Source organism: Streptomyces sp. NBC_00435 (assembly GCF_036014235.1).
GTDB lineage: Bacteria > Actinomycetota > Actinomycetes > Streptomycetales > Streptomycetaceae > Streptomyces.
This window is the reverse complement of record NZ_CP107924.1, coordinates 6,822,992-6,847,480: the sequence shown is the minus strand read 5'-3', so window position 1 is coordinate 6,847,480 and position 24,489 is coordinate 6,822,992. Positions and strand designations below refer to the sequence as shown.

At 72.6% G+C, this 24,489-nt stretch carries 25 protein-coding genes and 1 pseudogene; 12 read left to right on the top strand and 14 right to left on the bottom strand.

Annotation, left to right across the window (positions count from 1 at the left end):
• Positions 1 to 11: 11 nt before the first annotated feature.
• Positions 12 to 427, bottom strand: a pseudogene (locus tag OG389_RS30915) (MmcQ/YjbR family DNA-binding protein).
• An 84-nt stretch (positions 428 to 511) separates the two neighbouring features.
• Between OG389_RS30915 and OG389_RS30910 the strand changes: the two are divergent.
• Positions 512 to 1,720 carry a saccharopine dehydrogenase family protein gene (locus OG389_RS30910; protein ID WP_328301781.1) on the top strand — a complete coding sequence of 403 codons (1,209 nt, stop codon included), beginning with the start codon at positions 512 to 514 and terminating at the stop codon, positions 1,718 to 1,720.
• A 44-nt stretch (positions 1,721 to 1,764) separates the two neighbouring features.
• Here OG389_RS30910 and OG389_RS30905 read toward each other — a convergent pair whose 3' ends face one another.
• The gene (locus OG389_RS30905) at positions 1,765 to 2,445 is read right to left on the bottom strand and encodes an endonuclease V (RefSeq protein ID WP_328301778.1); all 681 of its coding nucleotides are present in this window, start codon (positions 2,443 to 2,445) and stop codon (positions 1,765 to 1,767) included.
• 26 nt (positions 2,446 to 2,471) lie between these two features.
• On the opposite strand from OG389_RS30905, the gene OG389_RS30900 reads away from it, so the two are divergent.
• The 3 genes from OG389_RS30900 (at position 2,472) to OG389_RS30890 (ending at position 5,310) form a co-directional block, all read left to right on the top strand.
• The gene (locus tag OG389_RS30900; protein WP_328301776.1) at positions 2,472 to 2,771 is read left to right on the top strand and encodes a YciI family protein; all 300 of its coding nucleotides are present in this window, start codon (positions 2,472 to 2,474) and stop codon (positions 2,769 to 2,771) included.
• A gap of 264 nt (positions 2,772 to 3,035) precedes the next feature.
• Positions 3,036 to 3,452, top strand: coding sequence for an SsgA family sporulation/cell division regulator (locus OG389_RS30895; protein ID WP_328301774.1), 417 nt, complete (start codon positions 3,036 to 3,038; stop codon positions 3,450 to 3,452).
• A gap of 217 nt (positions 3,453 to 3,669) precedes the next feature.
• Entirely contained in the window at positions 3,670 to 5,310 is a 1,641-nt protein-coding gene (locus tag OG389_RS30890) for an ABC-F family ATP-binding cassette domain-containing protein (RefSeq protein ID WP_328301772.1), read from the top strand.
• A 35-nt stretch (positions 5,311 to 5,345) separates the two neighbouring features.
• Here OG389_RS30890 and OG389_RS30885 read toward each other — a convergent pair whose 3' ends face one another.
• On the bottom strand, positions 5,346 to 5,843 hold the full coding sequence (locus OG389_RS30885) for an ATP-binding protein (RefSeq protein ID WP_328301770.1): 498 nt from the start codon (positions 5,841 to 5,843) through the stop codon (positions 5,346 to 5,348).
• 210 nt (positions 5,844 to 6,053) lie between these two features.
• Between OG389_RS30885 and OG389_RS30880 the strand changes: the two genes are divergently transcribed.
• The 4 genes from OG389_RS30880 (at position 6,054) to OG389_RS30865 (ending at position 8,556) form a co-directional block, all read left to right on the top strand.
• Positions 6,054 to 6,905, top strand: a complete 852-nt coding sequence (locus OG389_RS30880; protein WP_328301768.1) for a helix-turn-helix domain-containing protein — start codon at positions 6,054 to 6,056, stop codon at positions 6,903 to 6,905.
• Positions 6,906 to 6,965: 60 nt separating this feature from the next.
• Entirely contained in the window at positions 6,966 to 7,205 is a 240-nt protein-coding gene (locus OG389_RS30875) for a hypothetical protein (protein ID WP_328301766.1), read from the top strand.
• Between the two features lie 166 nt (positions 7,206 to 7,371).
• Positions 7,372 to 8,343, top strand: a complete 972-nt coding sequence (locus OG389_RS30870) for an acyl-ACP desaturase (protein WP_328301765.1) — start codon at positions 7,372 to 7,374, stop codon at positions 8,341 to 8,343.
• Positions 8,344 to 8,415: 72 nt separating this feature from the next.
• Positions 8,416 to 8,556: a hypothetical protein gene (locus OG389_RS30865; protein WP_328301763.1), complete on the top strand. Its 141-nt coding sequence runs from the start codon at positions 8,416 to 8,418 to the stop codon at positions 8,554 to 8,556.
• A gap of 270 nt (positions 8,557 to 8,826) precedes the next feature.
• On the opposite strand, the gene OG389_RS30860 is transcribed toward OG389_RS30865, so the two are convergent.
• Positions 8,827 to 9,084, bottom strand: coding sequence for a WhiB family transcriptional regulator (locus OG389_RS30860; RefSeq protein WP_328301761.1), 258 nt, complete (start codon positions 9,082 to 9,084; stop codon positions 8,827 to 8,829).
• Between the two features lie 147 nt (positions 9,085 to 9,231).
• Here OG389_RS30860 and OG389_RS30855 point away from each other — a divergent pair, with 147 nt between their 5' ends.
• Positions 9,232 to 9,960: a TetR/AcrR family transcriptional regulator gene (locus OG389_RS30855; protein WP_328301759.1), complete on the top strand. Its 729-nt coding sequence runs from the start codon at positions 9,232 to 9,234 to the stop codon at positions 9,958 to 9,960.
• Here the strand turns inward: OG389_RS30855 and OG389_RS30850 are convergent.
• From OG389_RS30850 to ligD, 6 genes are all read right to left on the bottom strand, one after another.
• Positions 9,932 to 11,410: an MFS transporter gene (locus OG389_RS30850; protein ID WP_328301757.1), complete on the bottom strand. Its 1,479-nt coding sequence runs from the start codon at positions 11,408 to 11,410 to the stop codon at positions 9,932 to 9,934. The two genes, OG389_RS30855 and OG389_RS30850, sit on opposite strands and share 29 nt — an antisense overlap.
• Positions 11,407 to 12,303 carry an alpha/beta fold hydrolase gene (locus tag OG389_RS30845; protein WP_328301755.1) on the bottom strand — a complete coding sequence of 299 codons (897 nt, stop codon included), beginning with the start codon at positions 12,301 to 12,303 and terminating at the stop codon, positions 11,407 to 11,409. Before OG389_RS30845 ends, OG389_RS30850 begins: the two co-directional genes overlap by 4 nt.
• A gap of 141 nt (positions 12,304 to 12,444) precedes the next feature.
• Positions 12,445 to 12,945 carry a hypothetical protein gene (locus tag OG389_RS30840; protein WP_328301753.1) on the bottom strand — a complete coding sequence of 167 codons (501 nt, stop codon included), beginning with the start codon at positions 12,943 to 12,945 and terminating at the stop codon, positions 12,445 to 12,447.
• A gap of 107 nt (positions 12,946 to 13,052) precedes the next feature.
• Positions 13,053 to 13,790 (bottom strand): hypothetical protein, encoded by a 738-nt coding sequence (locus OG389_RS30835; protein WP_328301751.1) that lies wholly within the window; start codon positions 13,788 to 13,790, stop codon positions 13,053 to 13,055.
• 82 nt (positions 13,791 to 13,872) lie between these two features.
• The gene (locus tag OG389_RS30830; protein WP_328301749.1) at positions 13,873 to 14,991 is read right to left on the bottom strand and encodes a hypothetical protein; all 1,119 of its coding nucleotides are present in this window, start codon (positions 14,989 to 14,991) and stop codon (positions 13,873 to 13,875) included.
• Between the two features lie 87 nt (positions 14,992 to 15,078).
• Positions 15,079 to 16,098, bottom strand: coding sequence for a non-homologous end-joining DNA ligase (ligD, locus tag OG389_RS30825; RefSeq protein ID WP_328301747.1), 1,020 nt, complete (start codon positions 16,096 to 16,098; stop codon positions 15,079 to 15,081).
• A gap of 75 nt (positions 16,099 to 16,173) precedes the next feature.
• On the opposite strand from ligD, the gene OG389_RS30820 reads away from it, so the two are divergent.
• Together OG389_RS30820 and OG389_RS30815 are read left to right on the top strand one after the other, a co-directional pair.
• Complete coding sequence (locus tag OG389_RS30820) at positions 16,174 to 17,244, top strand: ATP-dependent DNA ligase (RefSeq protein WP_328301745.1); 1,071 nt, start codon at positions 16,174 to 16,176, stop codon at positions 17,242 to 17,244.
• 325 nt (positions 17,245 to 17,569) lie between these two features.
• The gene (locus tag OG389_RS30815) at positions 17,570 to 17,812 is read left to right on the top strand and encodes a hypothetical protein (RefSeq protein WP_328301743.1); all 243 of its coding nucleotides are present in this window, start codon (positions 17,570 to 17,572) and stop codon (positions 17,810 to 17,812) included.
• Between the two features lie 67 nt (positions 17,813 to 17,879).
• Here OG389_RS30815 and OG389_RS30810 read toward each other — a convergent pair whose 3' ends face one another.
• The gene (locus OG389_RS30810; protein ID WP_328301741.1) at positions 17,880 to 19,289 is read right to left on the bottom strand and encodes an NAD(P)/FAD-dependent oxidoreductase; all 1,410 of its coding nucleotides are present in this window, start codon (positions 19,287 to 19,289) and stop codon (positions 17,880 to 17,882) included.
• Between the two features lie 221 nt (positions 19,290 to 19,510).
• Between OG389_RS30810 and OG389_RS30805 the strand changes: the two genes are divergently transcribed.
• Complete coding sequence (locus tag OG389_RS30805; RefSeq protein WP_328301739.1) at positions 19,511 to 20,029, top strand: nucleotide triphosphate diphosphatase NUDT15; 519 nt, start codon at positions 19,511 to 19,513, stop codon at positions 20,027 to 20,029.
• A 71-nt stretch (positions 20,030 to 20,100) separates the two neighbouring features.
• Here OG389_RS30805 and OG389_RS30800 read toward each other — a convergent pair whose 3' ends face one another.
• The 3 genes from OG389_RS30800 to OG389_RS30790 form a co-directional block, all read right to left on the bottom strand.
• On the bottom strand, positions 20,101 to 20,769 hold the full coding sequence (locus OG389_RS30800; protein WP_328301737.1) for a GOLPH3/VPS74 family protein: 669 nt from the start codon (positions 20,767 to 20,769) through the stop codon (positions 20,101 to 20,103).
• A gap of 113 nt (positions 20,770 to 20,882) precedes the next feature.
• Positions 20,883 to 22,985, bottom strand: coding sequence for an MDR family MFS transporter (locus OG389_RS30795; protein WP_328301735.1), 2,103 nt, complete (start codon positions 22,983 to 22,985; stop codon positions 20,883 to 20,885).
• 95 nt (positions 22,986 to 23,080) lie between these two features.
• A complete protein-coding gene (locus OG389_RS30790; RefSeq protein ID WP_328301733.1) occupies positions 23,081 to 24,442 on the bottom strand; it encodes a 6-phospho-beta-glucosidase in 1,362 nt (453 codons plus the stop codon).
• Positions 24,443 to 24,489: the final 47 nt, after the last annotated feature.

Here is a 24,489-nt window from a genome sequence, read left to right as displayed (position 1 = left end):
AGAGCAAGCGCTTAGCCGGTTGGCGCGTTTCGCCCCGCGGTCCGCGCGTCCAGTTCCCCGACGTGCCGCTTGAGGGCCACGGTCCGGTAGCTCTCCTCCACCCACTCGCACAGCACCTCCGCGGAGGGCGCGCCCTTCTCCCCCAGCGGCACGGAGACCCATCCGGCCTTCCCCAGCCCGTACCCGGTCGGCTCCGCCCCGGGGGCGGTCATGGCGTGGCCGTGCAGGGCCTCGTCCCGGAGCTTCACGGAGATCCGGGGCGGCGGCGGGCCGTCGGCGTTCCCGAGGAAGACGAAGATCTTCTTGTTGACCTTCACCACACAGTCCTCAGGCCCCACGGGAACTCCTCGCCCGCCCCGGGCAGCCCCCGGGCAAACTCCCGGACCGCCTCCCACTTGCGCACCGCAGCCCTCACTCGAACCTCCACTCGCCGCAGGTCGCACCTGCTCGCACGAACAGTCGCCGCTCACGCTAGCCTCAGCCACCACCGAAACCGTCTGGGAGGCGCCCGATGAACGCAGATGTTCGACACGAACCGCGCACCGCGGAGCGGGAGTACGACATCGTGCTCTTCGGAGCGACCGGCTTCGTGGGGGCGCTGACCGCCGAGTACCTCGCCGCGCACGCCCCCGCCGACTGCCGGTGGGCCCTCGCCGGGCGCGACCTCGCGAAGCTGGAGCGGCTGCGCGAGCGGCTGGCCGCCACCCACCCGCGCTGCGCGGACCTGCCGCTGCTGCGCGCGGACGCCCAGGACACCGCCGCGACACGCGAACTGGCCGCCGCCACCCGGGTGCTGGCCACGACCGTGGGACCGTACGTCTGGTACGGAGCCGGACTGGTCGCCGCCTGCGCCGAGGCGGGCACCGACTACGTGGACCTCACCGGAGAGCCCGAATTCGTGGACCGGATGTACGTCGAACACGACGCGCGGGCCCGCGAGACCGGCGCCCGGATCGTCCACGCCTGCGGCTTCGACTCGATTCCGGCCGACCTGGGGGCGTACTTCACGGTGCAGCAGCTGCCCGTCGGGGTACCGCTGAGGGTGGACGGGTTCGTACGCTCCAACGCGATCTTCTCCGGCGGCACCCTGACCACCGCCCTCACCTCCATGGGCCGCGGTCCGCAGACCCTGACCGCGGCCCGGGCCCGCCGGCTGCACGAGCCGCGCCTGCTGGGGCGGCGGGCCCGGGGGCCGCTGGGCGCACCACGCTTCAGCCGCGAGACCGGGAACTGGGCACTGCCGCTGCCCACCCTGGACGCCGGGGTGGTGGCCCGGTCCGCGGCCGCGCTGGAGCGGTACGGGCCGGACTTCCGCTACCGGCACTACGCCTCCGTGCGGCACCTGCCCGTCGCGGTGGGCGGCACCGCGGCGATCGGCGCGACGGTGGCGCTGGCGCAGGTCCCGCCGGTACGGCGGTGGCTGGCGGGCCACTGGGCGCCGGGTCAGGGCCCGGACGCCGAGCGGCGGGCGCGCAGCTGGTTCAGCGTGCGGTTCGTCGGCGAGGGCGGCGGGCGGCGCGTGCTGACCGAGGTGTCCGGCGGGGACCCGGGGTACGGGGAGACGGCGAAGATGGTCGCGGAGTCGGCGCTCAGCCTGGCGTACGACGCCCTGCCCGAGCGCTCCGGTCAGCTGACCACCGCCGTGGCGATGGGCGACGCCCTGCTGGACCGGCTCCAGAAGGCGGGCATCCGCTTCCGGGTGGCGGCCACCACGGACTGAGGGCCGGGGAGGTTTCCCGGGCCCCGGCCCGGTCGGAGCACTGGCTAGGCGGTGGCCTCGCGCAGGGCGCGCCGGCACAGGGAGTCGGCGTGCCGGGTGGTCTCCGGGATGCGGAAGCGGGGGCTCAGCGCGAGGGCGTGCGCGCAGGCGTTGTCCAGCGACACCCGGTGCCCCACGGACACGTACACGGGCTTGATGCCGTCCTGCGTGCGCAGCGCCCTCCCGACGACCTCACCGTCGGGGGCGCGCAGCGGGGAGAGGTCACCGCGCCGGGCGCCCGGTTCCTCGTAGGTGAAGGTGAAGGGGTTCTTCGCGACACCGATGGCGGGCAGCCCCGTGACCACCCCGAGGTGACAGGCGAGCCCGAAGCGGCGCGGGTGGGCCAGGCCGTACCCGTCGCACACGACGAGGCCGGGCGTGACGCTCAGCGCCTCCAGGGCGGCGAGCACTGTCGGGAGCTCGCGGAAGGCGAGCAGTCCGGGCACGTAGGGGAAGCTGACCCGGCCGACGGCGGTGGCCTCCTCGACGACCGTCAGGGTGGCCGCGTCGAGGACCACGGCCGCGGCGGCCACCAGGTCGCGCTCGTCGTCGTAGGCGACGTCCACCCCCGCTATCAGCCCCTCGCCGGGCGGGGGTCCGGTCTCGGCCAGCAGGACACGCCCGCGCAGTTCGTCCTGTACCGCCCGGGCCTCGGCCTCGTCGGCGGGAGTCTTCGCACTCGTCATAGTGGTGCGAGAGTAGCCTGGCGATCATGTACGTCATGGAGCTCACCTACACCGCCCCCATGGAAGCCGTCGAAGCCGAGATGGACGCGCACCTCGCCTGGCTGGACGGCTACTACGCGGCCGGCATCTTCCTCGCCTCGGGCCGCAAGGTCCAGCGCGACGGGGGCGTGATCCTGGCCGGCGGGGTCTCCCGCGCGGCGATCGAGAAGATCAAGTCCGAGGACCCCTTCACGGTGGCGGGCGTCTGCGCCTACCGCATCACGGAGTTCAGAGCGACGAAGACCTCCTCGGACCTGGCGACGGTGCGGGAGAGCCCGGTGCTCTGAGGGGTGCGCGGGGCGGTCCCGGACCGCTGCTTGGGCCTGTGGAGTGAGCGGGAACCAGCCGTACTGCGCCCGCTCCGGGAGCCGCACGCGGGGCCGGAACCCTTGCCATCCCGTCACCCTGTGCGATCACACAGGCATCTTCAGGCCATTCGGTGACACAGCTCACTCAATCCCGCGTGCACGGATTCACCGATTCGAGCGTCTATCCCGTTGCCGGACCCCACCCCGCAGCCCGGCACGAGATCCGCCGCAAGGGAGCGAGCCTTGATCACTGTCATCGAGCAGGCCGTGCAGGCCCGACTGGTCGCCACCGCACCGAAGGTCGACACCGTCCCCGTCACGCTCTGCTACGACCGGTCGGATCCCTTCGCCGTCCGCATGGCCTTCCCCGCGCCCGCCACCCTGGAGGGCGTCGAGGTCTCCTGGACCTTCTCGCGCGAGCTGCTGGAGGTCGGGCTGGACCGCCCGTCCGGTTACGGGGACGTGCGCGTGCGCCCGTACGACGCCGACCGGACCACCGTCGAGTTCCACGCCCCCGAGGGCGTCGCGATCGTGCTCATGGTGACGGCCGATCTGCACCGCTTCCTGGAGCGCGCCTCGACGGTCGTGCCGCCCGGCCTGGAGCACCTCTACCTCGACATGGACCAGAGCCTGGCCGAGCTGATGCGCGACTCCTGCTGACCGCCGCACGGCGGCCCGACCGCCGGCCGGCGCGGGCGGCTCCCCGTTATTCGTTTGCGGGCGCCCCCTGCCGCCCGTAGCTTCGTAGACGCCCCATCGCCGTCGAAACGGAGCAGGACATTGCTCGTCTGAGGTCCGGGACACCGGTCACCGTCATCACCCACGGCCCGCTGTCTCCCCGCGTTGCACTCACCACTCACGCAACCTGGAGGCCTCCATGAGTCCTGCTCCCCTGTTCATCACCTGTTCCGCGCTGTCCTTCGACTGGCCCGACGGAACACCCGTGTTCGACGATTTCCAGCTGGCCGTCGGCCCCGGCCGTACCGGCCTGATCGGCCTCAACGGCTGCGGGAAATCCACCCTGCTCAAGCTCATCGCGGGGGAACTGGCGCCGCGGGAGGGTCAGTTGACCGTCTCGGGGACGATCGGCCACCTCCCGCAGACCGTCACCTACGACACCGCCCTGCGGGTGGACGAGGCCCTCGGCATCCACACCGCGCGGGCCGCCCTGCACGCCATCGAGGCGGGCGAGGCCACCGAGGCGAACTTCACGGCCGTCGGTGACGACTGGGACGTGGAGGAGCGGGCCCTGGCCACGCTCGACCAGCTCGGCCTCGCCCGGATCGGGCTGGACCGCACCGCCGGCGAACTGTCCGGCGGGGAATGCGTGCTGCTCCGGCTGGCCGCGCTGCTGCTGGCCCGTCCGGACGTCCTGCTGCTCGACGAGCCGACCAACAACCTCGACCTGCGGGCCCGGCGCCGGCTGTACGCGGCCGTCGAATCGTGGTCCGGGGTGATGGTCCTGGTCAGCCACGACCGGGAGCTGCTGGAGCGGGTGGACCAGATCGCCGATCTGCATGACGGCGAAGTCCGCTGGTACGGCGGCAACTTCACGGACTACGAGGAGCTGCTCGCGGCCGAGCAGGAGGCGGCCGGACGGATGGTCCGGGTGGCGGAGGGCGACGTAAGGCGCCAGAAGCGCGAGCTGACGGAAGCCCAGGTCAAACTGGCCCGGCGAAAGCGGTACGGCCAGAAGATGTTCGAGAACAAGCGCGAGCCGAAGATCGTCATGGGTGCCCGCAAGCGCGCGGCCCAGGAGTCGGCGGGCAAGCACCGCACCCTGCACGCCGAGAAGCTCGCGCAGGCCAGGGATCGTCTCGACCACGCGGCCCTGGCGGTGCGCGACGATGCCGAGATCCGGATCGAACTCCCCGCCACCCAGGTCCCACCGGGCCGCCGCGTGCTCACGCTGGGACCCCTGCGCCTGGCCCACGGAGCCGAGGTGGCGGGCGAGTGGGAGCTGCGCGGTCCGGAACGGATCGCACTGGTGGGCCGCAACGGATCGGGCAAGACGACGCTGCTGCGGACGATCGCGGGAGAACTGGCCGCGCTGTCCGGCGAGTCGGTGACGCACGTGCCGACCCGGTTCCTGCCGCAGCGCCTCGACGTCCTGGACGACGGGCGCTCGGTCGTGGAGAACGTGGCACGGTTCGCCCCGCACGCGACGGACAACCTGATCCGGGCCCGGCTCGCGCACTTCCTGTTCCGGGGCGCGAAGGCGGACCGGCCCGCCGGCACCCTGTCGGGTGGCGAACGGTTCCGGGCGGCGCTGGCGGCGCTGCTGCTCGCGGAGCCGGCTCCGCAGCTGCTCCTGCTGGACGAGCCGACGAACAATCTGGACCTGGCGAGTGCGGGCCAGCTGACCGGCGCGCTGGAGGCCTACGAAGGGGCGCTCGTGGTGGCCAGTCACGACGTGCCGTTCCTGGAGTCGATCGGGATCACCCGGTGGCTGCTGCTCGACGGCGGGCTGCGGCCCACCACGGCCGAGGAGGTCCGGGAGTCGCTGTGGCACGAGTGATGCGGACACCGGGGCCGGGTGACCCGGGACAGCCCTCAGCGCGGGAGCGACAGGGGCAGCGGCAGGGGCAGAGGCAGAGGCAGTAGGGCCCAGGACTTGGTGCCGCCCATCGGGGTGAGGACCGGGGTGAGCCCCCAGTCCCCGCCGCAGGCCCCGACCACCGCCGCGAGCAGCCACATCCCGCGGCTGCGGCGGCGCCTGCACTCCTCGCTCGCCCCGGGCGAGGAGTGCGCCGGGTGCTGGTCGTAGACGACGATGCGCAACGCGTCGAACTGCCAGCGGACTTTGAGCATCATCTCCTTGTCCGGCGTGAACCGGTAGGCGCAAGCCACGAGTTCGGAGACGGCGAGGGCCGCGTTGTCGCACAGGTCGGGCAGCCCGTGCCGGGTCAGCAGGGACCGTAGGGCGCCCCGGGCGCTGCCCGCGCAGTAGGCGCTGCCCGGCAGACCTATGGAGTAGCTCAGCTTCTCCGCCTCCAGCGGGGCCCGCCGGAACTCGTGGACCGCCCGCAGGTCACGGAGGGTGCCCGTCATCGTGCTGCTCCAAGGTGTCATTGCCGTGTGGTCGTACGCCGTGTGGTCATACGGGACCCCGAGGTCGCCCCGTGTGAGACTTGCACTACCGACCGTAGCGCAACGTGGTGCACAGTGCTACTACTTGTACGACGACTTGATGATTTCTCATGTCATTTCCGGACTCGTGGGGCACTCCCGCACGCCCCGGCCGGAGGAGAGGGGGGACACGTGCCGCCGAGGAGCACACCGACCGCACGCCAGCAGCGCCTGGGCGCCGAGCTGCGCAGACTCCGCGAGCAGTCGGGCACGACGGTCCAGCAGGCCGCGGCCCTCATGGGCGTGGACCGCACCAGGATCCCGAACATCGAATCCGGTCGGATCGGCATCAGCGCCGAGCGTGTCCGCACCCTCGCCTTCAACTACGACTGTCCCGACACGGGCCTGGTCGACCTGCTCGCCACGATGGCGCAGGAGCGGGACAAGGGGTGGTGGGAGCAGCACCGGGGCATGCTGCCGCCCGCACTCCTGGACATCTGCGAACTGGAGCACCACTCCACCGAGTTGCACACGGCCGTGACCACGCACATACCCGGCCTGCTGCAGACCGAGGCGCACGCGCGGGCCGTCTTCGACACCGCCGACCCACCGCTGCCGGAGCCCGACCTGCGGGCACGGCTCGCCCTGCGGATGCACCGTCAGCAGGTGTTCGCGCGAGAGGCGCCGCCGCTGTACGAAGCGGTCGTGCACGAGGCCGCACTGCGCATGCAGTTCGGCGGACCCAAGGTGGCACGGGCCCAGCTCGAGCACGTGCTGGAGCAGTCGGAGCGGGCGCTCACGACCGTGCGGGTGATTCCGTTCACCGCCGGCGGCTTCCCCGGCGCCGGCCAGTCCTTCACGTACGCCGTTGCCGAGATCGGCGAGCTGGACACCGTACAGCTCGACAGTTCGCACGGTTCGATGTTGCTGGATTCGCAGATGAAGCTGCTCCGCTACCGCGGGCTGCTGGAGCGGCTGCGCTCCCTGGCGCTGCCGGCCGGCGACTCCCGTGATTTCATCCGCGCCATCGCACAGACCCTCTGACCGGGCCGACCCGGCCGACCGACCACCCGTCCGGATCCGACGAGGAGACGAGAGAACGACATGGGCACCACGACCACGACCGCGACCGCACCCGCGACCCCTCCGGCGACGGCCGGCATCGTGTGGGACGAGGCCTTCTGCAGCGAAGGGGCGAACTGTTTCCGCTTCGGGCGCGACCCCGAGGGGAGGGCCTACATCGGCACCACCGGGTCCGCCGTCTACGTGACCGACTCGATCGACGCACTCCGTGCACTGGTCTCCGCCGTCAAGGCCGGAGCCGCCGACCACCTTCTGGCGTGACTTTAGCCCCTTCAAGCCACGCCGGACCCCCCTCAAACTGCACAGATAACGGCACGTAACCGGACAGGTTCCCCTGTGGGGCTTGGCTGGTCTTGATGTCGCGCTTAACCTACGACTCCGTAGGCTACGGAACCGTAGGTAATTCGCTTTGCACTCAGGAGTACCCGTGACGATCACCTCTCCCCACCTCGGCAGCTCGGAGGCGTGGACCGACGCCAAGCTGCTGTTCGCGCTGGAAGAGGTGGTCGAGAAGGAACTCAATCGCCATCTGAAGGTCACCAAGGACTGGATGCCCCACGAGTACGTCCCGTGGAGCGACGGCCGGAACTTCCCCGGCTTCTTCGAGGACGGCGAAGCCTGGGACCCGGCGCAGTCCAAGGTCACCGAGATCGGCAAGATCGCGCTCGTCGTGAACCTGCTGACCGAGGACAACCTCCCCAGCTACCACCACGAGATCGCCTCGCTTTTCGGCCGCAACGGCGCGTGGGGCACCTGGGTGCACCGCTGGACCGCCGAGGAGGGCCGCCACGGCATCGTGATGCGCGACTACCTGCTGGCCTCGCGCGCCGTGGACCCGGACAAGCTGGAAGCATTCCGGATGCAGCACATGTCGGAGGGCTTCGAGTCCGACAACCGCCACTCCATGCTCCACTCCGTGGCCTACGTGGCCTTCCAGGAGCTCGCGACCCGCATCTCGCACCGCAACACCGGCCACCAGTCCGGTGACCCGGTCTGCGACCGCATGCTGGCCCGCATCGCGCAGGACGAGAACCTGCACATGGTCTTCTACCGCAACCTGCTGGGCGCGGCCTTCGAGATCGCCCCGGACCTGACGATGCAGGCCGTGCGCGACGTCGTGGTCGACTTCCGGATGCCCGGACACGGCATGCCCGGATTCGAGCGGATGGCGGCGCAGATGGCGATCGGCGGGGTCTACAACCTGCGGATCCACCACGACGACGTCCTGAGCCCGGTGATCCGCTTCCTGAAGATCATGGACATCGACGGCCTCGGCCCGGAGGGCCAGAAGGCCCAGGAGGAGCTCGGGCTCTTCATGGACGGCCTCGACTCCGAGGCGCGCAAGTTCGACGAGCGGCTGGCGGCCCGCGCGGCGCGCATCGCGGCCCGCAAGGCCTGACCGCTTTCCGCTCCCCCGGGCGGGTGACGACGATTGCCCTGGCAGAGCCCCGCTCTGCCAGGGTTTCGCGTCATGCCCCCGCTCGAGGTCGGGATCGGCCAGCTCGCCCGGCGGATCAGGACCGTACGCGAGGGCGTGCGCCGCAGCGCCGCCGAGTACGCGGAACTCCAAGAGGCCGTCCGCGGCCTTCCGCCAGGCGGCGCCCGCCCATGACTGGTTGCCCAGCGAGGTGGAGACGGCCTCCGGGCCGTCGGGGCGGAGGCCGACCGGGGTGTGGACCAGCCGCTGTCCGGGCTGTCCGGCGAGCTCCTCGACGGCGTCCAGCAGCGGGTCCAGCTGTGCCCGAGCCCCCTCGCCGCCCAGGGCCCGGGCCGCGACCGTACCGGTTCACGCTCGGGTTCCACGACCCCCGGCCCCGTCCGGCGGCTGCCGGTGCCGGGACCTCTCGGATCCTGGAGGCGCCGGGGTGACGCCCACGGTCGGTCAGGGGCGGCGGGAGCGCAGGGCCTGGCGTTCCGATTCGGAGAGCCCGCCCCAGACGCCGAAGCGTTCATCGTTGGCCAGGGCGTAGTCCAGGCAGGGCTTCCGGCCCTCGCACGCCCCGCACAGCCGCTTCGCGTCGCGCAGCGAGGAGCCGGGCTCCGGGAAGAAGAATCCCGGACCCGTCTGCGCGCAGAGGGCGAGCTCGTACCAGGCGGGTGCGGTGGTGTTGGTATGGGTGGCGGCGGTGTTCATCGACATGCCGCAGAGCCTGTCCGCAGGCGATGGACGTCCGATCAACGCCTGATCAACATCCGTTCACGGGGAGCGGTTCCGGGGCGCCGGCGAACCGGTTCCGGTGGCCGTCCCCACTGAGTGAACGACCGTCCGTTCGATGATTTCGGTACCATGGGGGACATGGCAGACGGACGCGTGGAGCGCGGGAACCAGACGCGGCGGGCGGTCCTGGAACGGACCATGGGCGTCGCCTCGGTGGACGGCCTCGAGGGCTTGTCCCTGGGGAGGATCGCCACGGATCTCGGGCTGAGCAAGAGCGGTGTGTTCGCCCTCTTCGGCTCCAAGGAGGACCTCCAGCTCGCCACCGTGCGGGCCGCCCGGTCGGTCTTCGTCGAACAGGTCGTGCGGCCGGTACGGGACGAGCCCGCCGGTCTGGCCAAGGTGTGGCGGCTGTGCGAGAGCTGGCTGCGCTACTCCGGACGCCGGGTCTTCCCCGGCGGCTGCTTCTTCTACTCCGCCGCCGCCGAGTACGACTCGCGCCCCGGGCCCGTCCACGACGAGATCGCCGGGATCCGCGGCGACTGGACGCGTTACATCGAGCGGCTGCTGGACGAGGCACGCCTGACCGGCGGGTTCCGCGAGCCCGCCGGCTCCGTGGACGTGCAGCAGCTCGCGTTCGAGATCATGGCGATGATGGAGCTGGCCAACGCGCTCTCCGTGCTGCACGAGGACGCCACGGCCTACGACCGGGCCGCCCGCGGCATCCTCTCCCGGCTGCGCGCGGCGACGGCCGCCCCGGAAGAACTCCCGGAGCGGCCGCCCGTACTCGTATTCCCGGTCGCCGGATTCTCGGCCGTCGACGCCCCCGCCGTCAGCCTCCCGGCCTCGTCCGACCGCTGAGCCGCATCGTGCCGCCCGCGGCCGCCGCGGCCAGCGCGGTGAGCGCGATCAGCAGGAAGACTCCGCGCCAGTGGTCACCGGCTCCCGCGCCGGCCCCGGTGAGCAGGGCCGCCGTACCGGCGACGCCCAGCGCCCCGCCGAGCTGGCGGGCCGTCATCAGCAGTCCGGTGCCGGCCGCGAAGCGCTGCGGCGGGAGACCGGCCGAAGCCGTCGTGGAGAGCGCGGTCACCACCGTGCCGATACCGAGGCCGCCGAGCAGTCCGGCGGGCAGGAAGATCTGGGCGTACGAGGCCGAGTCCTCGACCCAGCCCCACAGCAGCAGGGCATTGGCGGCGAAGAGCAGCGATCCCACGGTGACGGCGGCCCACTGGAAGCGGGCCGGGACCCGGCGGCCGACGACGAGCGCACCGGCCATGGCGAGGACCGCGCCCGGGGTGACGCCGAAACCGGCTTGCAGGACCGAGTAGTTCCAGCGGTCGATGAGGTAGGACGGCCCGGTCAGCAGCCACGCGTACATGGCGGCGCCGAAGAACACGGCGCCGATGTTGGCCCGGGCGAAGAGCTGGTCGCGCCACAGGTCCCGGTCGACCGCGGGGGCGGGATGGCTCCGCGAGCGGTGCAGGGCGAGGGTGCCGGCCAGGGCGCCCCCGACGATCAGGACGAGCACCTTCGGGTCGGTCCAGCCCCAGTCCGCGCCCTGGGAGAGCCCGGCCACCACTCCCGCGATGCCGGCCGCGAGCGCGGCCGTACCGACGGGGTCGGGGAGCCGGCGGCCGGTGCGCGGTTCCCGTGGGACGACGCGGGCGGCGGCCCAGGCGACCGCCAGGCCGAGCGGGACATTGACGAGGAAGATCGCGCGCCAGTCCCACCACTCGACGAGCAGTCCGCCGATGCTGGGCCCGACGGCCGCGGCGAGGCCGCCCGCCGCCGACCACGCACCGAGGGCCGCGGCCCTGCGAGCGGGCGGGGTGTGGGTGAGTACGAGGCCCAGCGCCGCCGGGATCATCCCGGCGGCGGCCGCCCCCTGGAGGGCTCGGGCCAGGATCAGCAGGTCGGCGGTGGGAGCCGCGCTGGCCGCGAGCGAGGTCAGGGTGAAGGCGAGGGTCGAGCCGAGGAAGAGGGCGCGGCGGCCCAGGGTGTCCGCGAGTCGGCCGGCCGCGGCGAGCAGGGCCGCGAACAGTACGGCGTAGGCGCTGACGACCCAGGTCAGCCGGGCCAGCGACACCTCCGGGAAGGCCCTGCGCAGGTCGGGGAAGGCGACGTTGACGACGGTGGCGTCGAGGAAGGCGAGAAAGGTGACGGCACTGGCCAGCCCGAGGACCCGCCCGGCACCGGGGCCGGGGGCGGGGGCGGGGGCGGAGCCGGCATCGGTGCCGGGGTCGGGGACGGGCGGCGACGCGGGCAGTTCCGCACCCACGGAGGCGGGTTCAGGCGGCCGGGTGGCGGTCATCGTGCGGCCCCCGAAACTGCGGCCGGGGCCGAGGAGTGCGCGGCGGTCCGGGACGGGTCCGCGCCGAGGAACTCGACGGCGGCCCCGATGATCTCCGGGGCGGCCAGGATGCGGCGGTGGCCCAGTCCGCGGGTCTCGATCAACCGGGCCCGCTCCCCGTAGGCCGCCGCGATCGCGCGGGACTGGCCGGGTGGCGAGGTGTCGTCGTCGGCGTCGTGCACGAGCAGGATCTCCGAGGGGACCTCCTCGGGGTGGTGGCAGACGTCGAACCGGGGCCAGACACCGGGCTCGTCCGGGAAGAGGCGGCGCTGGACGTGGCCGCGCATGGCGTCCTCGACGGCTTGGTTCAACCCCGTCAGCCCGCGGAACCGCTCGGCGAGGTAGTCGAAGTCCGCGACGGCCCCGATGGCGACGATCCGGTCGGCCCGGATCCCGTCCCGCAGGGCGAAGAAGGTGGACACCACCCCGAAGGAGTGGGCCACGACGTCCGAGAAGCCTCCGTGCCGCGCGTGGAGTTGGCGGATGATCTCGCGCTGGCGAAGGATGGTGGTCGACCGGCCCCCGGACTCGCCGTGGCCGGGTGCGTCGAAGGCCACGACGGTCCGTCCCCGGGCCCGCAGCGCCTCGACGAAGCCCGCGAAGCGCGAGGCGCGCGAGCTCCAGCCGTGCACGATGAGGACGGGACGGCCGCCGTCGCCCCAGCGGTACGTGGTCACGGGTATCCCGTCCACGACGAGCCGGCCGGTCACGGCCCGGGCCATGACCTCCGCTTCGCCCGGCCGCACTTTCGGCCGGCCGAGCGGCCGCACGAACAGTGCGAACGCCACCCGCCCGACCGGGCCCGGGGCTACCCGGACGGTGATGTTGAGGGTCGTGCTCAGGAGTGAAGCCATGGGGTGCATGCCCGGTTCTCCGGATCTCCTCAGAGTGGCCAGCTTGCTGGCGGGGTCAGGACGATGAATATATTAGCACGATCGTTCGTGTTATTTTAGATCCGGAGCAGCCCCCTGGACCCCTGCCGGTTGCCATCCGACTCAGTCGTGGAGGCGCCACCCGGCCCGGGCGAAAGGTTGGACGACAAAGTGCCCGAACGCGCTCCGACGGCGGTTCAGCCCTCGCTGCGGCTCAGAGGGCGGGTCCAGAGGGTGAAGTCGCTGCTGGTCGCGACAACCTTCCGGGGCGGTGCCGTGCGGACCGCCACCGAAGAGGCCGGCGATGCGGATCCCGGTGCCTGCGACGGGGCCGAGGCCAGGGCGGACGAGGTCCGGGTGTGCGCCGGGGATGCTGGTGGCGGGGTCGGGATGCCGGTCGCGCGCGATCTTCTCGCCGGCGGCTGCGTCGAAGAGTCCGCGTCCGTCGTGGGACACGACCATGTCGAGGTCGTGTCCGGTGTCCGGGTGGACCGCGAAGCCGATGCCGAGCAGGCCGCCGACGGGGGTCCCGCGCTCCAGGGCTGGCGGCCAGGGCGCCGGGGCCGACATGACGGGGGCAGCAAGGCAGCGATCGCGCAGGCGCCGCTGATACTCCGTGATCAACCTGTCTCCTCGGTCCGGTTCACGTCGAGGATCCCTGGCGCGGCGTGCCAAGTCGACTCGAATTCAGAGATTCTGATCCCGTCCAAGGCCCACCTGGGTGGGGGAGGCTAGGGGGCCGCGGGGTCTTCGCGGTGTGGGGCCGGTTCCTCGAGGGCGATCGGCACCTCCGGGTCCTCGAGGGGATGCCAGGTGTTGCCGGCCTGGGCCGTGAGCACGATCAGGGCCGCCACGAAGACGAGGGAGGCCAGCACGAAGGAGCCCTCCACCACCTCGGGGTCGGTGGGGGCCGCGCGGCGCAGGAGGAGGAAGGCGTGGACGGCAGGAGCCGCGGCGCCGAGGCCGTAGGACCAGAAGGCCACGTCCCTGACCGTGTTGCCGAAGTGGCGGCGGGTGGCCGGGGCGTGGGTGAACAGTTCCCTCAGGTGGGTACGGACGGCCGCCTGGAATCCGTGGTCGTGGCCGATGTCGCCGAGGCGTGGCCGGCCGCCGACTGCCTGGTACCGGCCAATGACGCGGAACGCGGCCGCGGTGACCGGATGGGCGGGCTCGGCCGCGGTCTCCACCAACTCGATGCCGTCCCCCTGGAGCAGGCCGTCCTCGCGCATCAGCCGGACGGCCACTTCGGCAGCGCGGTAGGAGTTGCGCACCAGTCTGCCGGGTTGGTGGTCGGTCGAGCACAACGGCTCGGCAGCGCCGAGCAGTTCCGCGTGGTAGGCGTCGAGACCCGGCCAGGCCCGCACCTGCCGGACCATCCGGGCCTCCACCGACTTGCGCCACAGCCGGGTCAGCCCCAGCGCGATGTTCACACCGGCCAGCGAGACCAGACAGGTCATCAGGATTCCCATGGGCCGACGATCGACGACGAGGTGTACGACCCGCAAGGCCCGGACCCCTGCCCGCACCCCGACCGGGCCGCACGCCCAAGGGCTACGGTCGCCGGGGTCCGGCGACAGGGACCGCTCGGGATCCGGCTCCGGCTCCGGCTCCAGCTCCGTCGGCGAGGATCGCGGACCGGGCGTCGAGCGCGGCCTTCAGCAGGGTCTCGTCCAGCATCATCTCGCCGTCCCGCGTCGAGTCGAGGGTGGGGATGCGCGTACGCCGTTCGATCAGCGCCGTCACGGCCGGCAGCGCGGGCAGGGCTTGTCCGCCCATCCCGGCCAGCCCCTCGAGGTAGAACTCGCCGATCGCGTAGTCGTCCAGGTACGGGACCATCAGGCCGAGGAGTCGTGGCAGGGCCGACGGTCCCGCATGCCTGAGCCAGAGCGGTGCGCACACGCCCTGTGTGTGGCCCGGCCGTTCGAAGGTCAGGCCGTACAGTTGCGCGGCCTGCCGGAAGGTCAGCGGACCCGCGTCCAGCAGGGCCCCGAAGATCCTCGGGGCGCCGGGGAGCCTGGCCAGCCCCATGGGCTTGGCCGCCAGGAGTTCGGCGGCGGACGCCGCGTCGTACACGGTGGCACCGCGACCCCGCCCCCTGGGCCTCGGGGCCGGGGTGAATCCGATCCCGGCCAGCAGGTCACCGTGCGCGCTCACCGCCCGCCGCGACACCGATGCCGTGGTGAGGGCCTCGGTCATGGCCCGGCCGGTGTCCTGGCCGCGGTACCGGACGAGCAGGGGCAGCAACTCGACCGCGGCCGCCCGCCAGGTCTGACACGCCGCACGGCCGAGTCCGGCGCCGAGGTCCCGGGTCACGGGGTCGGCCAGGAGGCGTCCCACGATCTCGTACGTGTCCCGCTCGCGCCCCAGCTCCGACAGCACCCGCTCCCAGCGCTCACCGGCGTAGGCGAGATGCCGCGCGGCTCCCCCGGCGTCCTGGATCAGGGCCGCGTCGAGCGCCGGCCGGCTCGCGGAAGGGGCCGTCCGCAGGCTCTCGAGGCCGGCCAGGAAGCGCGCCGCCGCAAGGCTGCCGGGGCGGTGCGGACTGGCGTCGTGCGGACTGGCGTCGTGCGGCGCGGCGCCGTACCTGCTCGCCGGCTTGCCGGAGCCGCCGATGGGCGCGGCCGCCGGGTCGAGCCGGTTCACCGTGCGGGGCGGTGGTCGCTCTCGCACACGGAGGATGAGGACGCGGTCATGCGGCCGATCATGTCACGACCGGTGAACGCACGCCACGCCCTTACGGCTCCGCGCGACCACCCGTCAGTCCTCGTGCTTCGCGCGGCTCGGCTGGACGCGCTTCGGCTCGCCCGGCATCTTCGGGTAGTCCGGGGGGTACGGCATGTCGCCGAGTCCGTGGTCGCGCTCGTGGCGGTCCGCCAGTTCCAGCGCGGCGTCCAGGGCGAAGGCGTGCTCGTCCATGTCCGCGTGCAGATCGCCCAGTTCGGCGAAGCGCGCCGGCATCGTCACGATGTCGAAGTCGCGCGGTTCCGCCGTGTCCAGCTCGTCCCAGCGCAGCGGTGCGGAGACCGGGGCGTGCGGGCGGGGGCGGACGGAGTAGGCCGAGGCGATGGTGCGGTCGCGCGCCGTCTGGTTGTAGTCGACGAAGATCCGCTCACCCCGTTCCTCCTTCCACCAGGCGGTGGTGACCTTCCCCGGCATCCGGCGCTCCAGGTCCCGGCCGATCGCGATGGCGCACCTGCGGACCTCAGTGAAGGTCCAGCGCGGCGCGATCGGGACGAAGACGTGCAGGCCCCGGCCGCCCGAGGTCTTGGGCCAGCCGCGCAGGCCCAACTCTTCCAGCAGGGCACGCAGTTCGTGGGCGACCGCGACCGCGTGGTGGTAGTCGGTGCCCGGCTGCGGGTCCAGGTCGATGCGCAGCTCGTCAGGACGGTCGGTGTCCTCGCGGCGCACCGGCCAGGGGTGGAAGGTGAGGCAGCCGAGGTTGGCGGCCCACAGGACGGCGGCCGGTTCGGTCGGACAGATCTCGTCGGCGGTGCGCCCGCTCGGGAAGGCGATGTGGGCGGTGGGGATCCAGTCGGGCAGGTTCTTCGGGGCCCGCTTCTGGAAGAAGGACTCGCCCTCCACCCCGTCGGGGAACCGTTCCAGGGTCGTGGGCCGGTTGCGCAGGGCGCGGGTGATCCCGTCCGCGACCGCGAGGTAGTAGGCGGCCACGTCACCCTTGGTGAGACCGCGCTCCGGGAAGTACACCTTGTCCGGGCTGGACAGCCGCACGGTCCGGCCGCCCGCCTCCAGTTCGATCGCATTGCCCGCTGCACCCATGTGCGCCACGGTAGGCGGGCCCGGGCGGGCCCGCACACCGAGCGGGTCCGGGCGGACCACCGCAGAATCGGAGACATGGATCTGCCGGTGATGCCACCCGTGAAGCCGATGCTCGCCAAGTCCGTGGCGAGGATCCCGCCGGGCATGCAGTACGAAGCCAAGTGGGACGGCTTCCGCGCGATCGTCCACCGGGACGGGGCCGAGATCGAGATCGGCAGCCGCACCGGGAAGAGCCTGACCAGGTATTTTCCCGAGCTGGTGGAAGCACTGAAGGCCAATCTGCCCGACCGCTGCGTCGTCGATGGCGAGATCGTCGTCATCCACGACGGCCGGCTGGATTTCGACCGGCTCAGCGAGCGGATCCATCCCGCCGCCTCCCGTGTGAAGCTGCTCGCCGGGACGACGCCCGCCGCGTTCGTCGCCTTCGATCTGCTGGCCCTCGGCGACGAGGCCCTCCTCGACACGCCGCTCGCCGACCGCCGCACCGCCCTGACCCGCATGCTCTCCACCGCTCGGCCCCCCGTGCATCTCGCGCCCGCGACCACCGACCCCGTGCTGGCACAGGAGTGGTTCGAGCGATTCGAGGGCGCCGGGCTCGACGGGGTCGTCGCCAAACCCCTCGATCTCCCCTACCGGCCCGATGCCCGCCTCATGTTCAAGATCAAGCACGAGCGTACGGCCGACGCCGTCATCGCGGGATTCCGTTTCCACAAGAGCGGTCCGATTGTCGGATCGCTGCTCCTGGGCCTGTACGACGCCCACGGCGTCCTCCAGCACGTGGGCGTCTGCGCCGCCTTCCCGATGAAGCGCCGAGCCGAGCTGATCGACGAGCTCGAACCGCTCCGGATGCCCGATCCCGGGGGGCACCCCTGGGCCGCCTGGGCCGAGGAGGCCGCTCACGAGAGCGCCCGGCTGCCCGGAGCCCAGAGCCGCTGGACCGGGAAGAAGGACCTGTCCTGGGTGCCCCTGCGCCCCGAATGGGTCTGCGAGGTGGCCTACGACCACATGGAGGGCGACCGCTTCCGCCACACGGCGCAGTTCCGCCGCATGCGGCCGGACCGGACGCCGCAGAGCTGTACGTACGCCCAGCTGGAGGAAGTCGTGAGCTACGACCTGGGCGAGGTGCTCGGCACGAAGGACACGTAGGCATCGAACACGGCACCACACCGCACCACGCCGCACTGCGCCGCACGGGAGTGGGCAACCGGAAGCCCGGCCGTCCTGGGCTACGACGGTCAAGGCGCCTCCAGGGAGCGCGGATGCTGCCCGCGGCCGAGGCCGGGCGATTCGTCGGCCACCGGGAGACGGCCCTCTCCCACGCGGAGCCGGTCACCGACTGGTCGGCCGCGTAAGGCGAGTGAAGAACCACGGCTCGGGGCCGCGTTGCGGGCACCGCGGAAGCACCCGGAAAGGAAGCCGAAGCGACCACCCTCGGGCAGTGACCGGGCCCGGTCATGATCGTTGGCCGGGCATGAACGACATGAAGCGTGTACTCGCCGCCGTCGCCCTGGCAGGCGCAGTCCTGTCCTTCGGCGGAGCGGCCCAGGCCGACGGCGGCGGCAACTGGGCCATCAACCAGGGCCAGTCGCGGAACGCCGGCAGTGGCGGTGGAGCCACCGCCCAAGAGGACACCACCATCGACAACGACACGAGCCACGAAGTGAGCAATCCCGGGGTGGTGTCCGACGCACTCGACAGCCTCGGGCTTCAGTAGGCCTGCCCGCCTTCCCTCCGCACCCCGCCTCCCGCCACCCGCCTCCCCGGGGCCGGGGGGAGGCCGGTCATCCCGTCGTCAACTTCTCCCACTCCGCCCGGCTCGGTCCGACCGCGTTCGGCGCGTAGCCGGGCCGGTCCGCCAGCCACTGGGCCACCCGCGCCCGGATCCGCGGATCGGCGTACGCCCGCTCCGGCGGATCGGCCAGGTGCCGGACCCTGGCCCGTGCCCGCATGACCTCCGGGTCCTCCAGCGCGCACTCGAAGAGCGCCGCCACCTCGCGGGCCGTCCCCGTACGCCCGGCCCGGGTCGCGAACCGCTCCCCGATGGCCGTGTCCGCGACGACCTGGAAGTCGAACCACGGTTTGAGGGTGCGCACCGCCCACGCGTGGTACTCGGCGGCGAACCGCACCGATCCCGGATCCCGGTGCGCCGTACGGGCCACCCTGCGCGCGGCCCACAGGGTGAGCGAAGTGCCCTGTCCGAGCGTCGGGTTGGTGTGGGTGACGGCGTCCCCGACGGGTACGAACCCGCTCACCACCGGACCCCGTTCATCGACGAGCGCGCTCCAGCGGTTGTCCAGGCCGGCCATGGCCAGCACCCCGGACAGCGGCTCGGCGCCCAGGCCCAGCCAGGCGGCGCCGGGCGGGAAGGACCGCGCGGCGGCCTCGAAGACGGCGGGCTCGCGCAGCGCGGAGCGCGTGGTGTCCCCGGTGTGCACGAAGAGCGTCACGGCGAACGCCCGGTTGTCGGCCGGGAAGACGGCGCACCCGGCGAAGCTGCCCCCGGTCACCGCCCAGGGGCGGCGCGGCCCCTCGGCCATGCCCTCGGGAAGCCGGTACCAGCGGCAGAAGTAGGCGAGTCCGGTGCGGTGCCGCTCCACGACGCCCGGCCGGCAGCCGGCCGCCGCGAGCCACCGTTCGGAACCGCCGCGGCGGCCGCCCGCGTCCACGACGAGGTCGCCCTGGTAGGCGCCCGCCTCCGTGGTCACGCCCGTCACTCGGACCCCTGACGCTCCGTCCGCCGCATCCCTTCCCTCGGCCGAGATCAGCCCGTTCACCGGTTCCCCGTACCGCGTGACCGCCCCGGGCTCGGCGCGCAGCGCCGTGGCCAGCGCGCTCTCCAGCACGATGCGCCGGGCCTGGAGCATCACGAGGTCCTCGTCGCCCGGCCGCTCCGGCGGGCGCGCCTCGAACCAGTCCAGCTCGTGCCGCTCCCGTGCTCCCAGCCGGAGCATCTCGGCGTGGACGTCGGGCAGTTCTTCGCGCAGCAGGTTCCGCGCGGCCCCGAGCAGCACGTGCGGCTGGTTCGCCTGCGGTACCGCCGGCCGGCGCCAGCCGAAGAAGTCCCGGTCGAGCGCGGTACCGGGAGACCTCGTATCACGCTCGAAGAGCTCGGCGGTGTGTCCGTGACGTGCCGCGAGCAGCGCGGTGGCCAGCCCGCCCATGCCTCCGCCGACAACCAGCACATGTGCCATTGCGCCCCCCGAGCCGATGAGTCGTACGACGATCAGACCGCCGGAAGCCTGCACCCACCGGGCCTGGCCGAAACCCGCACAGTTGTCCTATGCGAAGGGTCGGAGCCAGGCACCGGCGGCTGCGGCCACCCGGCGTTCCCCCACCGACCCGGCAGCGCACCACCCGGCCCCGCATGCGGCCCCGGTTGACAAAGGACGGCACCGAACCGGCCAATGGAGCCATGTCCACCGAGCACCACACAGAACCCGCCGGACGGTCCGACCCGCCCGGGCACCGCCAGCGCGCCGTCCCCCGCCCCAACGCCGTCGTCGGAGTCGGCGTGGTCGTGGTCGGCCGCGACGGACGGGTGCTGCTCGGCCAGGCGCACGACGGGCGCTGGGAGCTGCCCGGCGGCAAGGTCGACCCCGGGGAGGGCTTCGAGCAGGCCGCCGCCCGTGAGCTGGCCGAGGAGACCGCTTTGCGGGCCGCCCCCGAGGAGATCCGGATCCTGTCGGTGCACATCGACGCCACGTCCGGTGTGACCCAGCTGACCGCCGCGGCCGTCACCTCCGCCGCCGAGGGCACCGCCACGGTCACCGAGCCCCACAAGATCGCCCGCTGGTCGTGGTTCGCCCCTGCCGAGATCCCGGCAGCGCTCTACGCCCCGTCCGTGGCGGTCCTGCGCGCCTGGCGGCCCGGGCTCGTACCGGCCCTCCCGCACCCGCCCTCGTACGACTACCCGACGACCACGGCCCCTTGACCCGACGGATCCGAAGAGACGGAAGGACCCGACCGGCCTACCGACCCTCCCCGTCCGCCCGCCCGCGCCGGCTAGCCCGACGCCGCGGCCCCCGCGGCCGTCGCCACGGTGATCGCGGCCATCGCCAACCGCATGTCGCGGATCGCGCCGCGGATGCTCTCGGCCGCCCACTGCCCGTCGGCTATCTCCGCCGTACGCGCCACGATCTCCTTGCGCGGACGGCCCGGGAAGGCCAGCCCGTGCAGCGCCGCCGCATGGATCACGGCGATGAGGCTCGCGGTGCGCTCGTCCGGCTCGGCGCCCTTGAGGACGGCGGACGCGAGCCGCTCGCGCAGCGCACGCTCGACCGATCCGTCGGCCTCGGGATAGCGCCGCACCGGGAACACCCCGAGTGCCTTGCGCCGCTCCTCCACGACCACGCCCCGCCCGCTCAGCCGCTCCACGGCCGCGCCGATCGCCCTGGCCTGGTCCTTGGTGAGCCAGTCGGTCACCCGGCGTTTGCTCCGGCCCCGCATCCAGGTCTCCATCAACCCGATCCGGCCGTCGAGCAGTTCCTCCCCGGTGGGCGAGGTGTCCACCAGCTCCAAGTACTTGCCCGACACCAGCACCCGCTCCGCGAGGACCAGTTCGAGCAGGATCGCGCCCGCCACCGCCCAGCCCACCGACTGCCGCTGCCTGACCGACCCGGACTCGTCGTCCAGCGACAGCAGCGTGATCTCCTCCGCCAGAGTGATCGTCATGCCCGGCACCCCCCTCGACCGTCCGTCCTCTCCTGATCAGACGACCGCATCCGCCCGGAAGTTCCCCGGAGTTCCCCGGTTCACCCTCCTCGGCGACAGCACCGCACCGGCCCCTACGGCCGCCCCGCCATCGCACGCGGCGCGAAGTTGCCGTCCCCCAGGTCCTCCGCCAGCAGCCGCTTCGCGATCGCGTCCGCCGCCGCCCGCAGTTCGGCGCTGCGCGGGCGGCCGCGGTCCTTCTCGAGCTGGTCGCCCAGCCACTTCGCCCAGGCGTCCGAGATGACTCCCGCTTCGCGCTCCCCCGCCGGGGTGTGCGTGTAGAAGCCGTTCTGGCGCGTCAGGTAGCCCTCCTCCACCATCCGCTCGAAGACCGGCAGCAGCACCTCCGGCGGCAGGTGGCGCCGCGACGCCATGAAGCCGAGGCTGGCGTGACCGACCGTGCGGGTCATCAGGTCCACCTGCATCACCGCCCACGCGCCCGCCATGTCCAGCCGGGTGTCCGAGGCCGCCACGATCCCGCGGGCCGTGTCCGCCCCCATGCTCCGCACCAGCTTGCCCACGGCCAGCTCCAGCAGCTTCGAGGAGTCCCCGGACGCCGTGGCCGGCGAGCCGAACCCGTCGCCCATGTCCGTGGAGCCGGCCCGGGCGCTGTCGCGCAGCTTGACCTGCTTGAGGAACAGCGCGACGACGAAGCCCACCACCGCCACCGGGACGGTCCACAGGAACACCGTGTGCAGGGTGTCCGCGTAGGCGGCGACGACCGGTCCGGCCGCCGCCGGATCGAGCGCGTTCACCCCCTGCGGGCTCTGCGCCGCCTTGGCGAGCTGCAGCGGGTCCTGCCCGGTGACCCGGGCGGCCTCGGCGACGGCCTCCGTCAGCGCGGGTCCCAGGGTGTTGGCGTAGATCGTGCCGAAGACAGCGGTCCCGAAGGCGCTGCCGAGCGTGCGGAAGAACGTGACGCCGGAGGTCGCCGTGCCGAGGTCGGCGTAGTCCACGGTGTTCTGCACGGCGATGGTCAGTACCTGCATGCACAGGCCGATGCCGACGCCGAGGACGAACATGTACAGCGATTCCAGCCAGGCGCCGGTCCCCGGGCCCATCCGCGACAGCAGGTAGAGCCCGAGACCCATCACGGCGGAGCCCACGATCGGGAAGATCCGGTAATGGCCGGTCTTGCTGGTGACGTTGCCGCTGAAGACCGACGCGATGAGCAGGCCGATGACCAGCGGCAGCGTCCGTACGCCCGAGACCGTGGCCGAATCCCCGTCCACGTACTGCAAGTAGGTCGGCAGGAAGGTCATCGCCCCGAGCATCGCGAAGCCGACGACGAAGCTGAGGACCGAGCAGACCGAGAAGACGGGGTTGCGGAACAGCCGCATCGGCAGCATCGGCTGGGCGGCCCGGGTCTCGGCCAGGCAGAAGAGCGCCAGGGCCAGCACGCCGCCCGCGAAGAGACCGACGATGAGCGCCGAGCCCCAGGCGTACTCGTTGCCGCCCAGGCTCGTGGCCAGGATCAGGGCGCTGGCGCCGACCGCTACCAGCGCGATGCCCAGGTAGTCGATGACGGGCTTCCCGGCGGCCCGCACGGACGGGATGGTCCGGGCGGCGGCCACGACGACCGCGATGGCGATCGGAACGTTGACGTAGAAGGCCCAGCGCCAGGTCAGGTGGTCGGTGAAGAGTCCGCCGAGCAGCGGTCCGATCACTGTCGCGACGCCGAAGACGGCTCCGATCGCACCCTGGTACTTGCCCCGTTCGCGCAGTGGGACCACGTCGGCGATCAGGGCCATCGCGGTGACCATGAGGCCGCCGGCGCCGATGCCCTGCACGCCCCGCCACACGATGAGCAGGGTCATGTTGCTCGCCAGTCCGCACAGGAACGAGCCGGTGATGAAGACGATGGCGGAGACCTGGAAGACCAGTTTCCGGCCGAAGAGGTCGCCGAACTTGCCTACGAGCACTGTCGCGACCGTCTCCGTGAGGAGGTAGGAGGTCACGACCCACGACATGTGGTCCCCGCCGCCGAGATCCGCCACGATCGTGGGCAGGGCCGTACCCACGATCGTCTGGTCGAGTGCCGCCAGGAGCACGCCCAGCATGATCGTGACGAAGATGACGTTGCGCCTGCGCCGGTCGAGGACGGGCGGGGCCGTGGCGGGTACGGCGGAGGCTGTGGTCACATCTCGCACTCTCACAGCGCACCCGGCCGGCCGCATGCGGCGCTGGGCCGTCCGGGTGCCGCCGGGCCCGGGCGCCGGCGCCCACGGCCCCGGCCCCGGCCACGGCCACGGTCCCGGCCCCGGCCCCGGCCTCAGCGCAGGTAGCCCAGCCCCGGATGTTCCGCCGCGTACCCGTCCAGCAGCCGCCGGGCCACCCCGACCGAGTCCACCAGCGGGTGCAGCGCGAAGGCCTTGACCGCGTCCGCCCGCGACCCGCTCGCCGCGGCCGCCAGCACCTCCCGCTCGGCGGCCTTGACCGAGGTCACCAGGCCCACCGCGTGCAGCGGCAGCGGGTCGACGGCCACCGGGTGGGCCCCGTTGGCGTCGACCAGGCACGGCACTTCGATGACGGCCCCGGCGTCGAGCACCGACAGCGTCCCTCGGTTGCGCACGTTCAGGATCAGGGTGGCGCGCTCGTCCCGGGCGATGGCGCGCATCAGGGCGAGGGCCACCTTCTCGTACCCGCCCGACTCCAGGTCGCTCTCCTCGCGCTCGCCGACCCCCGCGACCTCGCGGTTCTCGGCCATGTACGTCGCCTCGCGCTCGGCCCGCGTCCGGTCCCAGGCGGCCAGCGCCGCCCCGGGGGCCTGATCCGGCCGCCCGGCCTCGGCGTAGAAACCTCGCTGCTGGTCGCGCAGGAACGCCCCGCGCGTCTGCTTGGCCTCCTGGTACGCCTGTACGGTGTCGCGGTTGAAGTAGTAGTAGTGGAGGTACTCGTTCGGGATCGCCCCGAGCGAGCGCAGCCACTCGGCCCCGAACAGCCGGCCCTCCTCGAAGGATTCCAGCGCCCCGGCGTCGGCCAGCAGCCGCGGCAGCTCGTCGCGCCCGCCGATCCGCAGCCCCCGCACCCAGCCCAGGTGGTTGAGGCCGACGTAGTCGATCCAGGCCTCCTCCGGCCGCGCGCCGAGCAGCCGGGCGATCCGCCGCCCGAGCCCGACGGGCGAGTCGCAGATGCCGATGACCCGGTCCCCGAGCTCCTCGGCCATGGCCTCGGTGACCACTCCGGCCGGGTTGGTGAAGTTGATGACCCACGCGTCGGGGGCCGTACGGGCCACCCTGCGAGCGATCTCACGGGCCACCGGCACGGTCCGCAGGCCGTACGCGATCCCGCCCGCGCCCACCGTCTCCTGACCCAGCACTCCCTCGGCCAGGGCGATCCGCTCGTCGGCGGCCCGCCCCTCCAGCCCGCCCACGCGAATGGCCGAAAAGACGAAGTCGGCGCCGCGCAGGGCCTCGTCGAGATCGGTGGTGGCCGTGACGACCGGAGCGCCCGCGGTCCCACCGGCGGAGGCGGAGGCCTGGTCCGCCAGCACCCGTGCCATGGCACCGAGCCGGCCGGAGTCCTCGTCGTACAGGGTCACGTGCGACACCCTGCCTTCACCCCGGTCGCCGAGCAGGGCTCCGTACACGAGCGGTACCCGGAAACCGCCCCCACCGAGGATCGTCAGCCGCACGCCCTTACCGCCCTTCGCAGTGCCGGTCCCGGCACCAGTGCCAGTCC

What these genes read in the sequence shown, in the direction of transcription:
- OG389_RS30835 (WP_328301751.1), bottom strand. Translation starts at nt 13,790, where the DNA reads ATGGGAATCCTGATGACCTGTCTGGTCTCGCTGGCCGGTGTGAACATC.
- OG389_RS30905 (WP_328301778.1), bottom strand. Translation starts at nt 2,445, where the DNA reads ATGACGAGTGCGAAGACTCCCGCCGACGAGGCCGAGGCCCGGGCGGTA.
- OG389_RS30865 (WP_328301763.1), top strand. Translation starts at nt 8,416, where the DNA reads ATGCCCCCGCTCGAGGTCGGGATCGGCCAGCTCGCCCGGCGGATCAGG.
- OG389_RS30890 (WP_328301772.1), top strand. Translation starts at nt 3,670, where the DNA reads ATGAGTCCTGCTCCCCTGTTCATCACCTGTTCCGCGCTGTCCTTCGAC.
- OG389_RS30860 (WP_328301761.1), bottom strand. Translation starts at nt 9,084, where the DNA reads ATGTCGATGAACACCGCCGCCACCCATACCAACACCACCGCACCCGCC.
- OG389_RS30875 (WP_328301766.1), top strand. Translation starts at nt 6,966, where the DNA reads ATGGGCACCACGACCACGACCGCGACCGCACCCGCGACCCCTCCGGCG.
- OG389_RS30805 (WP_328301739.1), top strand. Translation starts at nt 19,511, where the DNA reads ATGTCCACCGAGCACCACACAGAACCCGCCGGACGGTCCGACCCGCCC.
- OG389_RS30900 (WP_328301776.1), top strand. Translation starts at nt 2,472, where the DNA reads ATGTACGTCATGGAGCTCACCTACACCGCCCCCATGGAAGCCGTCGAA.
- ligD (WP_328301747.1), bottom strand. Translation starts at nt 16,098, where the DNA reads ATGGGTGCAGCGGGCAATGCGATCGAACTGGAGGCGGGCGGCCGGACC.
- OG389_RS30810 (WP_328301741.1), bottom strand. Translation starts at nt 19,289, where the DNA reads ATGGCACATGTGCTGGTTGTCGGCGGAGGCATGGGCGGGCTGGCCACC.
- OG389_RS30845 (WP_328301755.1), bottom strand. Translation starts at nt 12,303, where the DNA reads ATGGCTTCACTCCTGAGCACGACCCTCAACATCACCGTCCGGGTAGCC.
- OG389_RS30820 (WP_328301745.1), top strand. Translation starts at nt 16,174, where the DNA reads ATGGATCTGCCGGTGATGCCACCCGTGAAGCCGATGCTCGCCAAGTCC.
- OG389_RS30855 (WP_328301759.1), top strand. Translation starts at nt 9,232, where the DNA reads ATGGGGGACATGGCAGACGGACGCGTGGAGCGCGGGAACCAGACGCGG.
- OG389_RS30815 (WP_328301743.1), top strand. Translation starts at nt 17,570, where the DNA reads ATGAACGACATGAAGCGTGTACTCGCCGCCGTCGCCCTGGCAGGCGCA.
- OG389_RS30850 (WP_328301757.1), bottom strand. Translation starts at nt 11,410, where the DNA reads ATGACCGCCACCCGGCCGCCTGAACCCGCCTCCGTGGGTGCGGAACTG.
- OG389_RS30885 (WP_328301770.1), bottom strand. Translation starts at nt 5,843, where the DNA reads ATGACGGGCACCCTCCGTGACCTGCGGGCGGTCCACGAGTTCCGGCGG.
- OG389_RS30800 (WP_328301737.1), bottom strand. Translation starts at nt 20,769, where the DNA reads ATGACGATCACTCTGGCGGAGGAGATCACGCTGCTGTCGCTGGACGAC.
- OG389_RS30795 (WP_328301735.1), bottom strand. Translation starts at nt 22,985, where the DNA reads ATGCGGCCGGCCGGGTGCGCTGTGAGAGTGCGAGATGTGACCACAGCC.
- OG389_RS30910 (WP_328301781.1), top strand. Translation starts at nt 512, where the DNA reads ATGAACGCAGATGTTCGACACGAACCGCGCACCGCGGAGCGGGAGTAC.